The organism is Nonomuraea sp. NPDC002799 (assembly GCF_053592075.1).
In genome coordinates this window covers 323,680-340,555 of sequence record NZ_JBSFVA010000001.1, presented here as the reverse complement: position 1 = coordinate 340,555, position 16,876 = coordinate 323,680, and the positions used below count along the sequence as shown (strand labels likewise).

Genomic DNA, 16,876 nt, shown 5'->3' with positions numbered 1-16,876 from the left:
GCCATGTCACCCTCTCCGCAAGGGGACGAGAGGGCGAGCCGACCACCACTGCTTGAGATCGTCATTCCGGCGTACAACGAGGAAGGGCGACTCCCCGGGGGGCTCCTGCAGATGTGCGCGAAGCTTGCCCGCATGCCGTTCCCGACCGCTGTCATCGTCGTGGACAACAACAGCACGGATCGTACGGCCGAGATCGTCGCGACCTGGCCGCGCGGCCGCGTCCCCGTCCGTCTCATCGCCTGCGAGATCCCCGGCAAGGGAGCCGCCGTCCGCGCCGGGCTGCTCGGCACCAGCGCGCCGTTCGTCGGCTTCTGCGACGCCGACATGGCCACCGACCTCGACGCCATCGACGAGGCGTTCGGGCTGCTGCTGTCCGGCGACCGCGTGGTGATCGGCTCCAGGGCGCATCAGAAGTCGCACGTCGAGAACCGCCACAGCAAGGTCCGCGAGCTCGGCGCCCTCGGCTTCCGCACGCTGGCGGGCACGCTGGTGCCCGGGGTGAGCGACACCCAGTGCGGCTTCAAGTTCTTCGACGGCGTGCTGGCCCGCGAGGCCGCCGCGCTGCTGCGCACCCCCGGGTTCGCCTTCGACGTCGAGTTGCTCGCCCGCTGTGTCTCCGCCGGCTCGGAGGTGCGGGAGATCGCCGTGCGCTGGCGTGACATGCCGGGCTCCCGTTTCTCCCCGGCCAGGCACACCTTCGGCATCGTGCTGGAGCTCGGCAGGATCTGGCTCCGGCTGCGCGCTCAACCGCGTGCCGCCGCGCGCCCGGCCTGGGAGCCGCCGCTCGATCCCGTCGGATATCCGTGAAGATCGTTGTCGTCAACTGGCGTGACCCCTGGCATCCGCAGGCGGGCGGCGCCGAGACGTTCGCGTGGGAGCTGGCCCGCCGCTTCGCGCGGGCGGGCCACCAGGTGTGCTTCGTCACGGCCCGCGCGCCGGGGCAGCGCCGGGCGGAGACGGTGGAAGGGGTACGGTTCGTGCGCATGGGCGGTGTCTTCACCGTCTATCCGCTGGTCCTCGGCTGGTTGTCGCTCCGCCGGAGGCGCTTCGACGTGGTGCTGGACTGCCAGAACGGCATTCCGTTCTTCACCCCCTGGGTGGTGCGGCGGCGGACCAAGGTGCTCTGCGTCATGCACCACGTGCACGATCGGCAGTTCGGGGTGCACATGCCGGGGTGGCTGGCGGCGTTCGGGCGGTTCCTGGAGGGGCCGGTGTCCCGGTGGACGTACCGGCGGCACGCGAGCGTGGCCGTGTCGCCGTCCACGGTGCGGGCCATGCGGGAGCGGCTCGGGTGGCAGGGGCCGGTGCACGTCATCCCCAACGGGGTGAGTGTCGCCGAGCCTGGAAATATCGTGAGAAGTCCGGTGCCTCGGATCGTCTGCCTGGGCCGGCTCGTCGCGCACAAGCGCGTTGATCTACTGCTCGACGCCGTCGTGGAGCTCCGGGCGCGGCTGCCGGGGCTGGTCGTGGACATCGTCGGCCGGGGGCCGGAGGAGGCCGCGCTGCGGGCCCGGCTGCCCGAGGGCGTCACGATGCACGGTCACCTGTCCGAGGAGGACAAGGCGCGGCTGGTCGCGCGGGCTTGGGTGCACGTGAGCGCGTCGCAGGGCGAGGGGTGGGGGCTGAGCGTGCTGGAGGCCGCCGCGCTCGGCGTTCCGACCGTGGCGTTCGACGTGGACGGGTTGCGGGACGCGGTGCGGCCCGGCGAGACCGGCTGGCTGCTGGCCGAGGGAACGGACCTGGCCAAGGGCCTTGCTCAGGCACTCGACGAAGTGGATCACACTTATACCGTGAAATGTCGGGAATGGGCGGACCGTTTCTCCTGGGACCGCAGCGCGGACCGCCTGACCGCGCTGATGCTCGGCCAGGACGTCGATCCGGCCTGGGAGGCACGGTGACCGACCGGCTGGTGGCCGGGTGGCCAGAGAAAAGGCAGCCGGTGACCGACCGGCTGGTGGCCGGGCGGCCAGGCACGAAGCAGCCGGTGACCGATCGGCTGGTGGCCGGGCGGCCGGAGAAGCAGCCGCCGGTGACCGATCGGCCGGAGAAGAAGCAGCCGGTGACCGATCGGCTGGTGGCCGGGCGGCCTGGTGTGAGAGGGCCGGTGGGCGAGCAGCCGGCGGTGGAGCGGCCGGAAACGGCGGCGGGCGAGCGGTCCGGAGCCACGCGGCCCCGCACCGGTCAGCCGGTGAGCGAGCGGGCCAGGCAGCGGTGGTGGTCGCTGATCTGCTGCTTCGGCTTCGCCATCCTGGCGTTCACCACCAAGCCGGGCCAGCTCATCTCCGACACGAAGCTGGACCTGGCGCTCAACCCCGTCGGCTGGCTGGAGCGCGCCGCGCACCTCTGGGACCTGCAGCACTTCGGCCAGCTCCAGAACCAGGTCGCCGGTTACGTCTTCCCGATGGGCCCGTTCTTCGCCTTGGGCGACCTGGCCGGCGTCGAGCCCTGGGTGACGCAGCGGCTCTGGCTGACGTTGCTGATGTGCGTGGCCTTCCTCGGTGTCGAGCGGCTGGCCAGGCAGCTCGGCATCGGCACCCCGGGCACCCGGATCGCGGGGGCGCTGGCGTACACGCTGGCCCCGCGCACGCTCTCCATCCTCGGTGAGATCTCCATCGAGTGGCTGCCCGCCGCGATGTTGCCGTGGATCCTCATCCCGCTGCTCACCGCCTCGGAGACGGGCCAGCGGGCCCGGGCGGCGGTCAGGTCGGCGCTGGCGGTGGCGCTGTGCGGCGGTGTGAACGCGGTCGCGGTGCTCGCCGTGCTCGTCGCCCCCGTCCTCTACATCCTCACCCGGCCCCGGCCGGTCCCGCGCTGGCGGTTGCTCGCCTGGTGGACGGCGGCGGTCTCGGTCGCCACCCTCTTCTGGTGGTTGCCGCTGCTGCTGGTCGGCCGGTACGCCTTCTCGTTCCTGCCGTACACCGAGACCGCCGAGACCACCACGCTGGTCACCTCGCTCACGAACGTGTTGCGCGGCGCCTCCGACTGGGTGCGCTACCTGCCGCTGAGCGGCGTCTTCGAGCAGCCGCCCGGCTTCGCGATCGCCACCTCCGCCGCCATGGTCGTCGTCACCGGCCTGCTGGCCGCGCTGGGCCTGGCCGGGTTGTCCCGCCGCGACCTGCCGGCCAGGGGTTTCCTGGTGGCGCTGTTCGTGGTGGGCGTGACCGCGCTGGTCGCGGGGCACATCAGCGCGCTGGAGCCGATCACCGCCGAGCCGGTGCGCTGGCTGCTCGACGGCCCGCTCGCGCCGCTGCGCAACCTGCGCAAGTTCGACCCTCTCGTCCGCCTCGCGCTCGCCTTCGGCCTGGCCCATCTGCTGGTCAGGGCCAGGCTGCCGCTGCGCGCGGTGTCGGTCGTCGCCTTCGCCGCCCTCGTGCTGCCGGTGTTCAACCAGGGCCTGGCCGCGCCCGGCGACTTCAAGGAGGTGCCGGCGCACTGGCGGGAGGCGGCGGCCTGGCTGGACGAGAACGCCGGCGACGACGGCGTGCTGGTCGTGCCGGGGGCCAAGTTCGGCGAGTACGTCTGGGGCCGCCCGATGGACGAGCCCCTGCAGGCGCTGTCCACCGCCCGCTGGACCACCAGGCAGATCACGCCACCGGGCTCCGTCGGCCTGACCAGGCTGCTCGACGCCATCGACCAGCGCCTGGCCGCGGGCGAGGGCTCCGCCGGCGTGACGGCCGTGTTGCGCCGGATGGGCGTGCGCTACCTGCTGGTCAGGAACGACCTGATCCGGCAGAACCTCCAGGGCGTCTGGCCCGCCCGGGTCTTCGAGGCGCTGCGCGAGTCGCCGGGCATCAAGAGGGTGCGCTCGTTCGGCGAGCCGATCGGCGACAAGGAGAACGACGACGCCGTCGACACGCTGGACGCGCCGTTCCCCGCCCTCGACCTGTACGAGGTGGCGGGCGGCTCCGACCTGGTCTCCGTGCAGCCGGCGGCCGACGCCCTGGCGGTGCGCGGCGGTCCCGACTCCCTGCTCACGATGGGCGACCTCGGCCTGCTCGGCGACGGCCCGATCCTGGTCAACGGCGACGCCGGCAAGCGCGAGACCCCGACGGTGGTGAGCGACGCGCTGCGGCTGCGCGAGCGTTCGTTCGGCGAGATCAGGTCGAGCTGGACGCCCACCCTGACCGCCGACAAGAAGGCGGACTTCGCCGGGGTCAGGGCGCTCGACCTGCTGGAGAAGGGCTGGCTGGCCGACACCGCGACCGCCGAGTACCACGGCATCGCCGGCATCACGGCCTCCTCCTCGGTCGCGGATCCGCAGGCGATCGCCGGGATCAGCACCACGGGCCGCAGCCCGTGGGCGGCCATGGACGGCAACGCCAAGACCGGCTGGGAGAGCGACGGCACCAGGCCGCCGCAGGGCGAGTGGCTCCGCGTGGACCTGCCGGGACCATTTCAGCTCCCGTACGTGAACATCATGTTCGCCCCCGACCTGCTGCTCGGCCAGTCGGTCCGGCGAGTGGCCGTGGAGACCGAGGCGGGCAGCCTGGAGCAGGACGTTCAGCGCACGTTGGACCCGCAGCGGTTGCGCGTGCCGGGCGGGCCGACGAGCTGGTTGCGGATCAAGGTGCTCGCCACGGTCTCCGGCGAGTGGAGCTACGGGCAGCGGGTCGGCGTCATCGAGTTGTCGATCCCCGGCATCACGGCCGGCCGCTCGATCAGGCTGCCCGGCGCGGGCGGCGACGTGTTCGTCATGGACCGGGGGCTCGACGAGCGGCCCGCCTGCATGCGCGGCCAGATCCACTGGGTCTGCAACGAGCTGGCCCTGGCCAGACAGGGCGAGGAGACCGGCTTCGACCGCACGTTCCGCACGGAGTCCGCCTCGGCGGTGAACGTGCGCGGATCGGCCGTTCTGCGCGATCCGGAGCTGGCCGACCGCTACACCCGCCTTTCGGCGGGACTGACCAGGGTGACCGGCTCCTCCCAGCGCACCAAGGACGCGGTGGCGTCGCCCAGGTCGGCCTTCGACGGCGACGCGAGCACCATCTGGATCCCGCACTCGGACGACATCGAGCCCACGCTCACGCTCGCCTGGAAGGGCAGGAAGACGATCTCCCGCATCCAGGTCGGCCGCCCGGGAGGCGAGAAGCAGGCGCTCGACCTGATCGTGACCGGCGACGGCGGCGCCGTCCGCGCCGGCCGGGTCGATCTCCAGGGCAACCTGACGTTCAAGCCGATGGTGACCACCCAGCTCAAGCTCCGCTTCGCCCCGTTCTCCCAGCGGCTGCAGGTGACCGAGCTGGTCGTGCCCGGCCTCGACCCGGTGAGCAGGCCGGGCGACATCCCGCTCCGGCTGGGCTGCGGCTTCGGGCCCACGATCGAGGTGAACGGCCAGGCGATCCGCACCAAGGTCGCCGGCACCCACACCGACCTGCTCGAACAGCGGCCCGTGCAGGTCCTGGGCTGCGCCAGGGCGAAGCTGGCGGCGGGCGACAACCGGGTGCGGGTGGCGGGCTGGGAGCCGTTCCAGCTCGACGATCTCATGGTCGGCACGCTGCCCGACGAACGGCGGGGGGTGGAGGGCGCCGCCGTGCGGAGTGCTTGGGGGGCTTCCACGCGAGTGGTCGAGGTGACCGCGCCCAAGGACTCGTTCCTCATCGTGAACGAGAACTTCAACGCCGGCTGGCGGGCCACGATCGGCGGCGAGACGTTGCGGCCGGTGCGGATCGACGGCTGGAAACAGGGCTGGGAACTGCCTGCGGGCACCTCGGGGACGGCCACGCTGGAGTACGGGCCGGATCGTGCCTACTGGCTCGCGCTCGCGTTCGGGCTGGCGGGGATCGCCCTGCTGGCGCTGATCGCGGTGTTCCTGCGCGGCCCGCGTCCCGAGCACGTCCGCGCGACCGCCTCCGCCTCCGCCTCCCGGTTGTCGCGGCTGCGCGCGCCCTACGCCGTCGTGCTGGCGCTGGCGTTCGGCGGCTGGGTGGCGAGCTGGCCCGGCATGGCCGCGGTCCTCGGCGCGGTCCTGGCGACCGTGTTGCTACGCGCCCGCGGCCGGTCCGGTCACTGGCTCGCGGCGGCCGCCTTCGGCGTCGCCACGCTCTCCCTGGCGGCGGCCATGGTGCTGCGCGAGCACGGACTCGACGTCGGGCTGCTCCAGGACCAGGTGCCGCAGCTCGCGGCCTGCGCGGCGATGGGCGTGCTCTTCGGCCGGCTCGTCACGCGAGCGGCGACACCGGTGCCGGAGCCGGAGATTGCGGCGGCCGAGCCCGTGCTGACCGGCGTTCGGTGAGTTTGAGGGCGGTGACTTCGACGAGATGGTAGCTGCCGACGCTCAGCACCATGGTGACGATGAACGACACCACGGCCACGCTGACGAAGTCGCCCTGGAACGGCTGAGCGCCGGTGATCTTGAGCTGCACCGTGATCACCGGCGCGTGCCAGAGGAAGAAGCTGTAGGAGATGCGCCCCAGGTAGGCGGTCACGGGATTGCCGACGATCCGGTGCCGGAGCGTGTCATGCCTGGTCGCCAGCGCGAACGGCGTCACCAGCAGCACCGCCACCGCCGTCTCCAGGCTCAGCCGCGTCATGGACTGCGACAGGGTCGGGAGCGTGAGCGTGCGCGGCCCGGCCAGGTCGGTGCTCAGCAGCGCGTACAGGAGCAGGGCGGTCACCAGGAACTGCGGAGCGAGCGCGTCGACGATCCTGCTGTGCTTGATCCACACCGACAACACCGCCAGGGCCATGCCGCAGGCGAAGAAGACCAGATGGTACGGCAGCCAGAGCGCCACCTGCGGCTGGTCGAACTGCCGCGCCACGATCACGCTCGCCAGGGAGAACAGGGGCAGCACCGCGATGCCGGCCAGCAGCCTGACCGGCGGCCGGGCGCCGCGCCGCGCCCACACGTGCAGCAGCAGGCCCAGCAGCGGCAGCACCACGTAGAAGGACATCTCGATGGGCAGTGTCCACATCTGGTAGACCCCGTCGGGCACGGCGTCGGCGGGGAAGAAGTTCTGCAGCAGCAGCAGCCACTTGACCCAGCCGAGCCAGTCGAACGAGGCCCACGCCCACAGTGCCAGCGCCGTCACGAGCCAGTAGACGGGCATGACCCGCATCACCCTGCGCCACAGATAGCGCGCGGGGCGGGGCCGTGGCGTATCGTCGATCACCGCGCGTGCCCACGGGCGGTAGAGCAGCAGGCCCGACAGGAGGAAGAAGATCGGCACGGCGATGCCCAGGCGGCTCATCATCCAGGCGTACATGCCCTCGCGGTACATGACGCCGGTGTTGCTTCCGACGTGCAGCAGCCAGACACCCAGTGCGGCGAACGCGCGGATGCCGTCGAGTGCGGCGTCCCTGCTCTTCATCGCTGCTTCCACTTTCTCGCTCGGCCAGTGAGGTCCACGATAGAACTTGTTTCTATCGATTTGGTTGCGGTGGCAATCCCCTTAGTGACGCGCATCACCCACTGTCATACTTTGTTGCTCGACGCGGGCACCAGACGACAACACGTTCTACAAATGCGGAGGATTCGATGGGTCGTATCTCCACGCTCGTCCTCATCGGGTTCGGCGCTTTCTTCATAGCACTGGCGCCGTTGCTGAAGTTCTGGGCGGCCGGGCAGATCATCTCCGCGCCGGCGAACCAGTTCGGGATCTCGCGACTGGAGGCCAAGAGCGCCCAGTACTTCTCCATGCAGGACCTGAAGGTTCTCACCGGCGACCTCGACATCATCGTCACCACGCGCGGCGACGTGAAGGAGGCCACCTCGGCCCGGGTGGTCTGGGACGAGGCCACCGTCGTCAACGACGTCACCAACAGCCGCCCGCAGATCGACATCTCCGAGCGCCGCAGCGCCTTCGACCGCTACACCGGCCTGGGCGTGAACTGCTGCGGGAGCAACATCGAGAAGGCGCCGGTGACGCTTGAGGGGCAGATCTACAAGTTCCCGTTCGACGTGGAGAAGAAGACGTACAAGGTGTTCAACGCCTCGGCGAGCAAGGCCTTCGACGCCGCGTTCGTCCGCGAGGACAACGTCAACGGCCTGCCCGTCTACGTCTTCGAGCAGAACGTCCCGCCGGTCAAGACCGAGACCCGCACCGCGCCCGCCAACGTGCTGGGCATCACCGGCACGACCGGCGACGTGCAGGTGGACCGCTGGTACGACGGCAAGACGACGTTCTGGGTGGAGCCGGTCACCGGCGCCCCGGTCCGTCAGGAGGTGCAGCGCCACGAGGTGCTGAAGACCCAGGACGGGGTCGAGCGCGTCGCGGCCTTCATCGCCACCGCGAAGATGACCGAGCAGACCGTCGGCGACCTGGTCAGGAACGCCGAGTCCGGCAAGAGCCAGATCAACCTGCTGCGCAACGTCATCCCGCTGGTCCTGCTGATCGTCGGCGTGGCCCTCGTCCTCGCGGGCGTGGTCCTGGGCCGGCGGCGCCGGGCGGACAACGTCGAATAGTTTCCAGAACGCAAAAAGGGCCCGCTTTTCTCGCGGGCCCTTTTTCTTTTTTCGGGGACGCCGAACTAGAACGTGTTATAGTGCAAAGTTACTCTCCAGTACCGACGAAAGGTTCTAGTCTAGAACACGTTGCAGTTCGGTACCGGCCGGACGTATGGTCGGGCCATGCGGACACGTGTCACGGACATGTTCGGAATCGAACTCCCGATCTTCGCGTTCAGCCACTGCCGGGATGTCGTCGCCGCCGTCAGCCGCGCGGGCGGCATGGGGGTGCTCGGGGCGCTCTACTTCACCCCCGAAGAGCTCGAAAGGGAGCTCACGTGGGTCGACGACCACGTGGACGGCAAGCCGTACGGGGTGGACGTCGTCATGCCCGCCTCGTACGAGGGCGCCGACTTCGCCGCCGACGAGCTGGTCGGCCGGCTGCAGACGATGATCCCCGCCGGTCACCGGGCGTTCGTCGAGGACCTCCTGGCCAAGCACGGAGTGCCGGCGTTGTCCTCCGACGCCGACGCGGGCCGGGTCCTGCTCGGCTGGACGGACGCCACCGCCCGGCCGCAGGTGGAGGTCGCCCTGCGGCACCCCATCGCGCTGCTGGCCAACGCGCTCGGCCCGCCGCCCGCCGACGTGGTCGACCTCGCCCACGCGCAGGGGGTCAAGGTCGCCGCCCTGGCCTCCACGCCCCGCCACGCGCTCAAGCAGGTCGAGGTCGGGGTGGACGTGGTGGTCGCCCAGGGCACCGAGGCCGGCGGGCACACGGGCGAGATCTCCACCATGGTGCTGATCCCCCAGGTGGTGGACGCCGTGGACGTGCCCGTGCTGGCGGCCGGCGGCATCGGCAACGGCCGGCAGATGGCCGCGGGCATGGCGCTGGGCGCCGAGGGCGTGTGGACCGGCTCCCTCTGGCTCACGGTCGAGGAGGCGGACACGCCGGAGATGGCCAAGCGCCGCATCCTCGCGGCCACGTCCCGCGACACCGTCCGCTCCCGTAGCTGGACCGGCAAGCCGGCCCGGCTGCTCAAGAACGAGTGGACGGAGGCCTGGGAGTCGGAGGAGTCGCCGGGGACGCTGCCGATGCCGCTGCAGTTCATGCTGGTGTCGGACGCCCTGCGGCGGATCGGGCGCTCGGACGCCTCGGAGCTGGCCACCTTCCCCGCCGGGCAGATCATCGGGATCACCAACCAGGTGCGCTCGACGAAGGACGTGATGTTCGGGCTGGTGGAGGAGTACGGCGAGGCGCTCGAACGCCTGGAACGCCTCACCGGAGACTGACGAGCCCGGGGCCGGCGTTCCGGCGCCCGGACCGCTCTATCAGCTGCTCAGTGGGCCTCGTATCTCGCGGGTCGCTTTTCGCGGAAGGCCCGGGTGCCCTCCTTGGCGTCCTCGGAGCCGATCACCGGCCAGCCCAGCTCGTCCGACACCTTCAGCGCCTCGGGCTCCGCCAGGCCGAGCGTGTCCCGGTAGGTGCGCAGGATCGCCTGCACCGCCAGCGGGCCCGAGGAGGCGACGTCGGCGGCCAGCTCCCGGGCCACGGTCAGCGCCTGGCCGTCCGGCACCACGCGGTTGACCAGCCCCATCGACAAGGCCTCCGCCGCCGTGATCGGGCGGCCGGTGAGCAGGAGGTCCATGGCGTGGCAGTACGGGATCTGCCGGGGCAGCCGCACGGCGCTGCCGCCCATGGGGAACAGCGCGCGCTTGGCCTCGAACAGGCCCAGTGTGGCCGACTCCGCCACCACCCGCAGGTCCGTGCCCACCAGCAGCTCGGTCCCGCCGGCCACCGCGTAGCCCTCCACCGCGCAGATGATCGGCTTGGTGGGCAGGTCCTCGCGCAGCAGGCCCTTCCAGTGGAAGTTGGGGATGTGGGCGGCTCTGGCCTGAACGCCGGGATCCTCCGACGGCTGCCCCATGGCCTTGAGGTCGGCTCCCGAGCAGAACGTGCCCTCCGCGCCCGTCAGGATCGCCACCCGGATGCCTGACTCCGCCGACGCGTACGCCCAGGCCGAGGCCAGGCCGATCAGCATGTCCGAGGAAAGCGCGTTACGGGCCTGCGGCCGGTTCATGGTGACGATGAGGACCTGGCCGTCCCGTTCGACGCGGCAGTGGGGGGTGCTGATCGGCAGGAGCTCCACGGATGCCTCCAGAGGTATGTATCAAGCGCTTGCTCAGTGTCGGGCCCCAGGATACGCTCCCACCAGCAAACGAGAACAGGTTCCTGTTTGAGGAGATCAGATGGGCACGCTCGGTTTCTGGCGGCTCTCGCAGGCGGATCCCGAGTGGGTCGCGGCGGTGGACCCCGACGGCACGCAGCACCGCGCGGGCGACCTCCTGGCCCGGTCGAACCGCCTGGTCCACGGCCTGCGCGCGCTCGGGCTCCAGCCCGGCGACGGCTTCTGCGGCCTGGTCCCCAACGGCGCGGACGGCCTCGTCCTCTACCTGGCGGCGCTCCAGGCCGGCTGGTACTACACGCCCGTCAACTGGCATCTGACCGGCCCCGAGATCGCCTACATCCTCACCGACAGCGAGGCCAAGGCGTTCTTCGTGCACCCCCGCTACCTCGAGGAGGGCGCCAGGGGCGCCGAGGCCATCGAGCCAGGACGCCGCTTCGTCCTGGGCGCGGAGGCGGCCGGGTTCCGCCCCGCGAGCGAGGTCACCGACGGGCAGCCGGACGGCGCTCCCGAAGAGCGCACCGCCGGCGCCACCATGCACTACACCTCCGGCACCACCGGCAAGCCCAAAGGCGTCAGACGACCCCTGAGCGGGATGGACCCGGACGACCAGGCCGAGCTGATGACGTTCCTGCTCACCCTGTTCGGCATCACGCCGGGCCGCCCCAACGCCCACCTCGTCACCTCCCCGAGCTACCACACGGCGGTGACCCAGTTCGGCGGCACGGCCCTGCAGATGGGCCACACCCTCGTCTACATGGACAAGTGGGACGCCGAGGAGCTGCTGCGGTTGTGCGAGCGCCACCGCGTCACGAGCTCCCACATGGTCCCGACACACTTCAAGCGGCTCCTCTCGCTGCCCGAGCAGACCCGGGCGCAGTATGACCTGTCCTCGCTCACCTGGATGATCCACGCCGCCGCCCCCTGTCCGGTCCCGGTGAAGTGGGCCATGCTGGAGTGGTGGGGCGAGTGCGTGTACGAGTACTACGCGGCCACCGAGGGCGGCGGCACCCTCGCCACGCCCGCGGACTGGAAGGCGCACCCGGGCACGGTCGGCAAGGCCTGGCCGATCAGCGAGCTGCTCATCGTGGACGACGCGGGCGAGCCCGTGCCCACCGGCACCCCGGGCACGATCTACATGAAGATGATGGGCGTCCCGTTCGAGTACAAGGGCGACCCCGCCAAGACCGCCGCGAACCGCCTCAAGGACCACTTCACCGTAGGGGACATCGGTTACCTGGACGAGGAGGGCTTCCTCTACCTCTGCGACCGCAAGGCCGACATGATCATCTCCGGTGGCGCGAACATCTACCCGGCCGAGATCGAGAACGAGCTCATGGTCCATCCGAAGGTGGCGGACGTGGCCGTGTTCGGCATCCCGGACGAGGAGTGGGGCGAGCAGATCAAGGCCGTGGTCGAGCCCGCGCCGGGCAGCGAGCCGGGCCCGGAGCTGGCCGCGGAGCTGATCGCCTCGCTGGAGGGCCGGCTGTCCAAGATGAAGTGGCCCAGAAGCGTCGACTTCATCGCCGAGATGCCCCGCGAGCCCAACGGCAAGCTGCTCAAACGCAAGCTCCGCGCCCCGTACTGGGAGGGACACGACCGTGCCATCTGATCCGCTGGTAGCTCAGCACGTCCTGGAGTTTCCCGGCGGCTACACGCGTACCACCGGCCCGGTGATCGGGCGCTTCCTGAGCGAGTTACGCGCCCGCCGCATCGTGGGGGTGCGCACGGTGGAGGGCCAGGTGCTGGTGCCGCCCCTGGAGTACGACCCCGCGACGGGCGAGCCGGTCACCGGCGAGTACGTCGAGGTCGGCCCGGCGGGCACGGTCACCACGTGGGCGTACGTGCACGAACCGCTCGAAGGCCAGCCGCTCGACCGTGCCTTCGCCTGGGCGATGATCCGGCTCGACGGCGCCGACACCGCTCTGGTGCACGCGGTGGACGCCGACCCCAAGACGCTCAGAGCGGGCCTGCGCGTCTGGCCGATCTGGCGCGATCAGCCCACCGGCCACATCACCGACATCTCGCACTTCGTTCCCGAGGTCTCGCAGATCGTGTCGCCCGTGCGCGCCGAATACCGCCTCCAGGCGGGCGGCGCGTTACGCGTCTTCCTGGAGGGCATCGAGCGCGGCGTCTTCCTGGGCGGCCGGTGCGACCAGTGCGAGAAGGTCTACGTGCCGTACCGGATGTCCTGTCCCGCCTGCGGCGGCGCCATCGCGGACACGATCGAGCTGCCCGACACCGGCACGATCACCACCTTCGCCATCAACAACCTGCCCGATCCGCGCGCCCCCGAAGTGCCCTTCGTCTCGGCGTACATCCTGCTGGACGGCGCCGACATCCCCATGATCGTCCTGATGGGGGACGTCCCGGCCCACCAGGTGCGCCAGGGCATGCGGGTCAAGGCGGTCTGGCTGCCCGAGAGCGAGCGGACCGCGTCCATGGCGAACGTGCGCTGGTTCGCCCCCACCGGCGAGCCCGACGTGGAGTTGTCATGAGAGAGGTGGCGATCGTCGCGTTCGCCCAGACGCGGCACACGGCCCACGACGCCGGACAGACCGAGCCCGAGCTGATCCTGCCCGTGATCAACGAGGTCAAGGAGCGCACCGGGCTCAAGCGGTTCGGCTTCACCTGCTCGGGCAGTTGCGACTACCTGGCGGGCGCCCCGTTCTCGTTCGTGTCCGCCCTCGACGCGCTGGGCGCCTGGCCGCCCATCTCGGAGAGCCACGTGGAGATGGACGGCGCCTGGGCCCTGTACGAGGCCTGGGTCCGGCTCCAGCACGGCGACATCGACAGCGCGCTGGTCTACGGCTTCGGCAAGTCCTCACTCGGTGACCTGAACCGGATCATGACCCTCCAGCTCGACCCGTACTATCTGGCGCCGCTCGGCCTCGACCAGCTCTCCTACGCCGCGCTCCAGGCCGGCGCGGTCGGCGCGGACCGCAAGGAGCTGGACGAGATCGTCCGGCGCAGCCGCGCGGACGGCCGGGCGAACCCGTACGCGCTCGACCTGCCCGAGCCGGAGGACGACGCGGAAGAGCCCTTCGCGGTGCGGCCCCTGATGCGCAAGGACGTGCCGCCGAGCACGGACGGCGCCGCCGCGATCGTGCTCGCGGCCGATGACCTGGCCAGGCGGCTGTGCGCGCGCCCGGCCTACATCAAGGGCATCGCGCACCGCATAGAGCCCCACTACCTGGGTATGCGCGACCTGGCCCGGTCGGCCTCCGCGGCCGATGCCGCTCGTGCCGCGGGGGTCGGCAAGGGTCCCGTAGAGGTGGCCGAGCTGCACGCCCAGTTCTCCCACGAGGAGATCATCCTGCGCGAGGCGCTGGACCTGCCCGGCGACACGGTGATCAACCCGTCGGGCGGCCCGCTGGCCGCCAACCCGGTGATGGCCACGGGCCTGATCCGGATCGGCGAGGCCGCGCGGCGCATCCTCGACGGCGACGCGGGCCGCACCGTCGGGCACGCCGCGGGCGGGCCCTGCCTGCAGCACAACCTCGTCACTGTTCTGGAGGCGTGAGAGATGGGCGGCAACCGCTGTGCGGTCATCGGCGTCGGGCAGACGTATTACACGACCAGGCGCAGGGACGTCTCGATCGCCGGGCTGGTGCGCGAGGCGGCGCTGCGGGCGCTGGAGGACGCGCAGCTGACGTTCAAGGACATCGACGCCGTGGTCATCGGGAAGGCGCCCGACCTGTTCGAGGGCGTGATGATGCCGGAGGCGTACCTGGCGGACGCGCTCGGCGCGACCGGCAAGCCGATGATGCGCGTGCACACGGCGGGCAGCGTCGGCGGCTCCACGGCGCTCGTCGGCGCGAGCCTCATCCAGGGCGGCGTGCACGAGCGGGTGCTGGTCGTGGCGTTCGAGAAGCAGTCGGAGTCGAACGCCACCTGGGCCCTGTCCACGCACCTGCCGTTCAGCGCGTCGCTGGTGGTGGGCGCGGGCGGCTACTTCGCGCCGCACATCCGCGAGTACATGCGCAGGTCCGGCGCCCCTGACCACATCGGCACGCTGGTCGCGGTCAAGGACCGGCAGAACGCGCTGAAGAACCCCTACGCCCACCTGCGCATCCCCGGCATCGACCAGAAGATGGTCGAGTCCACGCCGATGTTGTGGGAGCCGATCCGCTACCTGGAGACCTGCCCGTCCAGCGACGGCGCCTGCGCGATGGTCCTGTCCTCCGAATCCGCCGTCACCGGGACCCCCGCCTGGGTGCACGGCACCGCGATGCGCTCCGAGCCGATCTTCCGGGCCGGCCGCGACACGGTCAGCCCGCAGGCCGGCAAGGACTGCGCGGCCGACGTCTACCGCCAGGCCGGCATCACCGACCCGCGGCGGCAGATCGACGTGGCCGAGGTGTACGTGCCGTTCTCCTGGTACGAGCCGATGTGGCTGGAGAACCTGGGGTTCGTGGCGGAAGGCGAGGGATGGAAGCTCACCGAGTCCGGCGCCACGGCGCTCGACGGTGACACTCCCTGGAACGCCTCGGGCGGGGTGCTGTCGAGCAACCCGATCGGGGCCTCCGGACTGATCAGGTTCGCCGAGGCCGCGCTGCAGGTGCGCGGCATGGCCGGCGAGCACCAGGTGGACGGCGCCCGTACGGCGCTCGGCCACGCCTATGGCGGGGGAGCCCAGTTCTTCGCGATGTGGATCGTCGGACGGGAGAGACCCTGATGGAGTTCAACCACGCTGACCTGTTCGAAGGGCTCGCGGACGTGATCGGGGACCGCACGGCCGTCGTCTGCGACGCCGAACGGCGCACCTACGCCGAGCTGGAGGCCGAGTCGAACCGGCTCGCCCACTACCTCATCGACCTCGGCGTGCAGCCGGGCCAGCACGTCGGTCTGCAGCTCTACAACGGCATCCCGTACGTCGCCGGGCTGCTCGCCGCGCTGAAGATCAGAGCCGTGCCGATCAACGTCAACTACCGTTACGTCGAGGCCGAGCTGCTCTACCTGTACCAGGACTCCGACATCAGGGCGCTGATCTACGACGTCGAGTTCGACACGCGGGTGGCCGCAGTCGCGGACCAGGTGCCGCTGCTCGACCACCTGATCTCGGTGGGCGGGCCGTCGGCGATCGGCGCGGCGGTGCCGTACGAGACGGCTCTGGAGCGGGGCAAGCCCGAGCGGGGCTTCCCGCCGCGCTCGGCCGACGACGTGTACATCATCTACACCGGCGGCACCACCGGCATGCCCAAGGGCGCGATGTGGCACGTCGAGGACCTGTTCATGGCCTTCGGCGGCGGCAACCCGTACGGCGAGCCGCGCGCCACCCCGCAGGAGGTGATCGACGAGGCCACCAAGGCCGGCTCCATGGTGATGATGGCCGCCCCGCCGCTGATGCACGGCGCCGCGCAGATGGCCACGTTCATCACCTGGTGGATGGGCTCGACCATCGTGTACGTGCGCAAGTTCGACGCCGCCGAGGTGTGGCGGGCGGTCGAACGCGAGCACGTGTTCACCATGAACATCACCGGCGACGCCATGGCCAGGCCCCTGACCGAGGCGCTGCAGCACGGCTCCTACGACGTCTCCTCCCTGGTGGTGATCAGCTCGACCGGGGCGATCCTGTCCGGCGCGGTCCGCGACCGCCTCCAGGAGTTACTGCCGAACGTGATGATCCTCGACAACTTCGGCTCCACCGAATCCGGCTACACCGCCTCGGGCGTGGCCGGGTCCTCGCCGGAGAAGGGCCTGCGCTACCAGCCGAACTCCGTGGTCAACCTGGCCGTCCTCGACGAGACGAACCGGCCCGTAGAGCCCGGCTCCGGGCAGCTCGGGACGGTCGCCAGGTCGGGGCGGGTGGCGTTCGGCTACTACAACGACCCGGAGAAGACGGCCAGAACGTTCGTCACCGACGCGGACGGCAAGCGGTGGCTGCTCACCGGCGACCTCGCGAGCGTGGACCTCGACGGGACCGTGAACGTGTTCGGCAGAGGGTCGCAGTGCATCAACACCGGCGGGGAGAAGGTGTTCCCCGAAGAGGTCGAGGCGGTGCTCAAGGGGCATCCCGGGGTGTTCGACGCGGTCGTGACCGGGGTGCCGGACGAACATTGGGGCAGCAGGGTCGCGGCCGTGGTCGAGCCGCGGCCGGAGGTCCCGGTGACGGCGGCGGAGCTGGACGCGCACTGCAGGACGTTGTTGTCGGGGTACAAGGTGCCCAGGTCGTACGCGTTCGTGGCGCAGATGGTGCGCTCGCCGGCCGGCAAGGCCGACTACCGGTGGGCGCGGCGGACGGTGGAGGAGAACGACGCCCGCGACTCCTGACTTCGGCCGCTGACGCTTTCAGCGGCTCCTGACTTCT

General features: G+C 70.9%; 12 protein-coding genes. 10 read left to right on the top strand and 2 right to left on the bottom strand.

Annotated features, from left to right (window positions below; genetic code table 11):
* Positions 1–3: 3 nt before the first annotated feature.
* From ACWD0F_RS01475 to ACWD0F_RS01465, 3 genes are read left to right on the top strand one after another with little or no spacing between them, the layout of a single operon-like run.
* Positions 4–807 carry a glycosyltransferase gene (locus ACWD0F_RS01475; RefSeq protein ID WP_449871656.1) on the top strand — a complete coding sequence of 268 codons (804 nt, stop codon included), beginning with the start codon at positions 4–6 and terminating at the stop codon, positions 805–807.
* Positions 804–1,898: a glycosyltransferase family 4 protein gene (locus ACWD0F_RS01470; RefSeq protein WP_449871654.1), complete on the top strand. Its 1,095-nt coding sequence runs from the start codon at positions 804–806 to the stop codon at positions 1,896–1,898. Before ACWD0F_RS01475 ends, ACWD0F_RS01470 begins: the two co-directional genes overlap by 4 nt.
* Positions 1,895–6,232, top strand: a complete 4,338-nt coding sequence (locus tag ACWD0F_RS01465) for an alpha-(1->3)-arabinofuranosyltransferase domain-containing protein (protein WP_449871652.1) — start codon at positions 1,895–1,897, stop codon at positions 6,230–6,232. The genes ACWD0F_RS01470 and ACWD0F_RS01465 overlap by 4 nt, the downstream gene beginning before the upstream one ends.
* Here ACWD0F_RS01465 and ACWD0F_RS01460 read toward each other — a convergent pair.
* A complete protein-coding gene (locus ACWD0F_RS01460) occupies positions 6,159–7,307 on the bottom strand; it encodes an acyltransferase family protein (RefSeq protein ID WP_449871651.1) in 1,149 nt (382 codons plus the stop codon). The genes ACWD0F_RS01465 and ACWD0F_RS01460 overlap by 74 nt on opposite strands.
* A 167-nt stretch (positions 7,308–7,474) precedes the next feature.
* Between ACWD0F_RS01460 and ACWD0F_RS01455 the strand changes: the two genes are divergently transcribed.
* On the top strand, positions 7,475–8,401 hold the full coding sequence (locus ACWD0F_RS01455) for a DUF3068 domain-containing protein (protein WP_449871649.1): 927 nt from the start codon (positions 7,475–7,477) through the stop codon (positions 8,399–8,401).
* Between the two features lie 165 nt (positions 8,402–8,566).
* Positions 8,567–9,673: an NAD(P)H-dependent flavin oxidoreductase gene (locus tag ACWD0F_RS01450; protein ID WP_449871647.1), complete on the top strand. Its 1,107-nt coding sequence runs from the start codon at positions 8,567–8,569 to the stop codon at positions 9,671–9,673.
* 47 nt (positions 9,674–9,720) lie between these two features.
* Here the strand turns inward: ACWD0F_RS01450 and ACWD0F_RS01445 are convergent, their stop codons facing one another.
* On the bottom strand, positions 9,721–10,530 hold the full coding sequence (locus ACWD0F_RS01445) for a crotonase/enoyl-CoA hydratase family protein (RefSeq protein ID WP_449871645.1): 810 nt from the start codon (positions 10,528–10,530) through the stop codon (positions 9,721–9,723).
* 100 nt (positions 10,531–10,630) lie between these two features.
* Between ACWD0F_RS01445 and ACWD0F_RS01440 the strand changes: the two genes are divergently transcribed.
* From ACWD0F_RS01440 to ACWD0F_RS01420, 5 genes are read left to right on the top strand one after another with little or no spacing between them, the layout of a single operon-like run.
* Entirely contained in the window at positions 10,631–12,178 is a 1,548-nt protein-coding gene (locus ACWD0F_RS01440; protein WP_449871643.1) for an acyl-CoA synthetase, read from the top strand.
* Positions 12,168–13,064: a Zn-ribbon domain-containing OB-fold protein gene (locus tag ACWD0F_RS01435; protein WP_449871641.1), complete on the top strand. Its 897-nt coding sequence runs from the start codon at positions 12,168–12,170 to the stop codon at positions 13,062–13,064. The genes ACWD0F_RS01440 and ACWD0F_RS01435 overlap by 11 nt, the downstream gene beginning before the upstream one ends.
* Positions 13,061–14,089 (top strand): thiolase domain-containing protein, encoded by a 1,029-nt coding sequence (locus ACWD0F_RS01430; RefSeq protein ID WP_449871639.1) that lies wholly within the window; start codon positions 13,061–13,063, stop codon positions 14,087–14,089. Before ACWD0F_RS01435 ends, ACWD0F_RS01430 begins: the two co-directional genes overlap by 4 nt.
* Positions 14,090–14,092: 3 nt before the next feature.
* Positions 14,093–15,244 carry a thiolase domain-containing protein gene (locus tag ACWD0F_RS01425; RefSeq protein ID WP_449871637.1) on the top strand — a complete coding sequence of 384 codons (1,152 nt, stop codon included), beginning with the start codon at positions 14,093–14,095 and terminating at the stop codon, positions 15,242–15,244.
* Positions 15,244–16,839: an acyl-CoA synthetase gene (locus tag ACWD0F_RS01420; RefSeq protein WP_449871635.1), complete on the top strand. Its 1,596-nt coding sequence runs from the start codon at positions 15,244–15,246 to the stop codon at positions 16,837–16,839. Before ACWD0F_RS01425 ends, ACWD0F_RS01420 begins: the two co-directional genes overlap by 1 nt.
* Positions 16,840–16,876 lie beyond the last annotated feature (37 nt).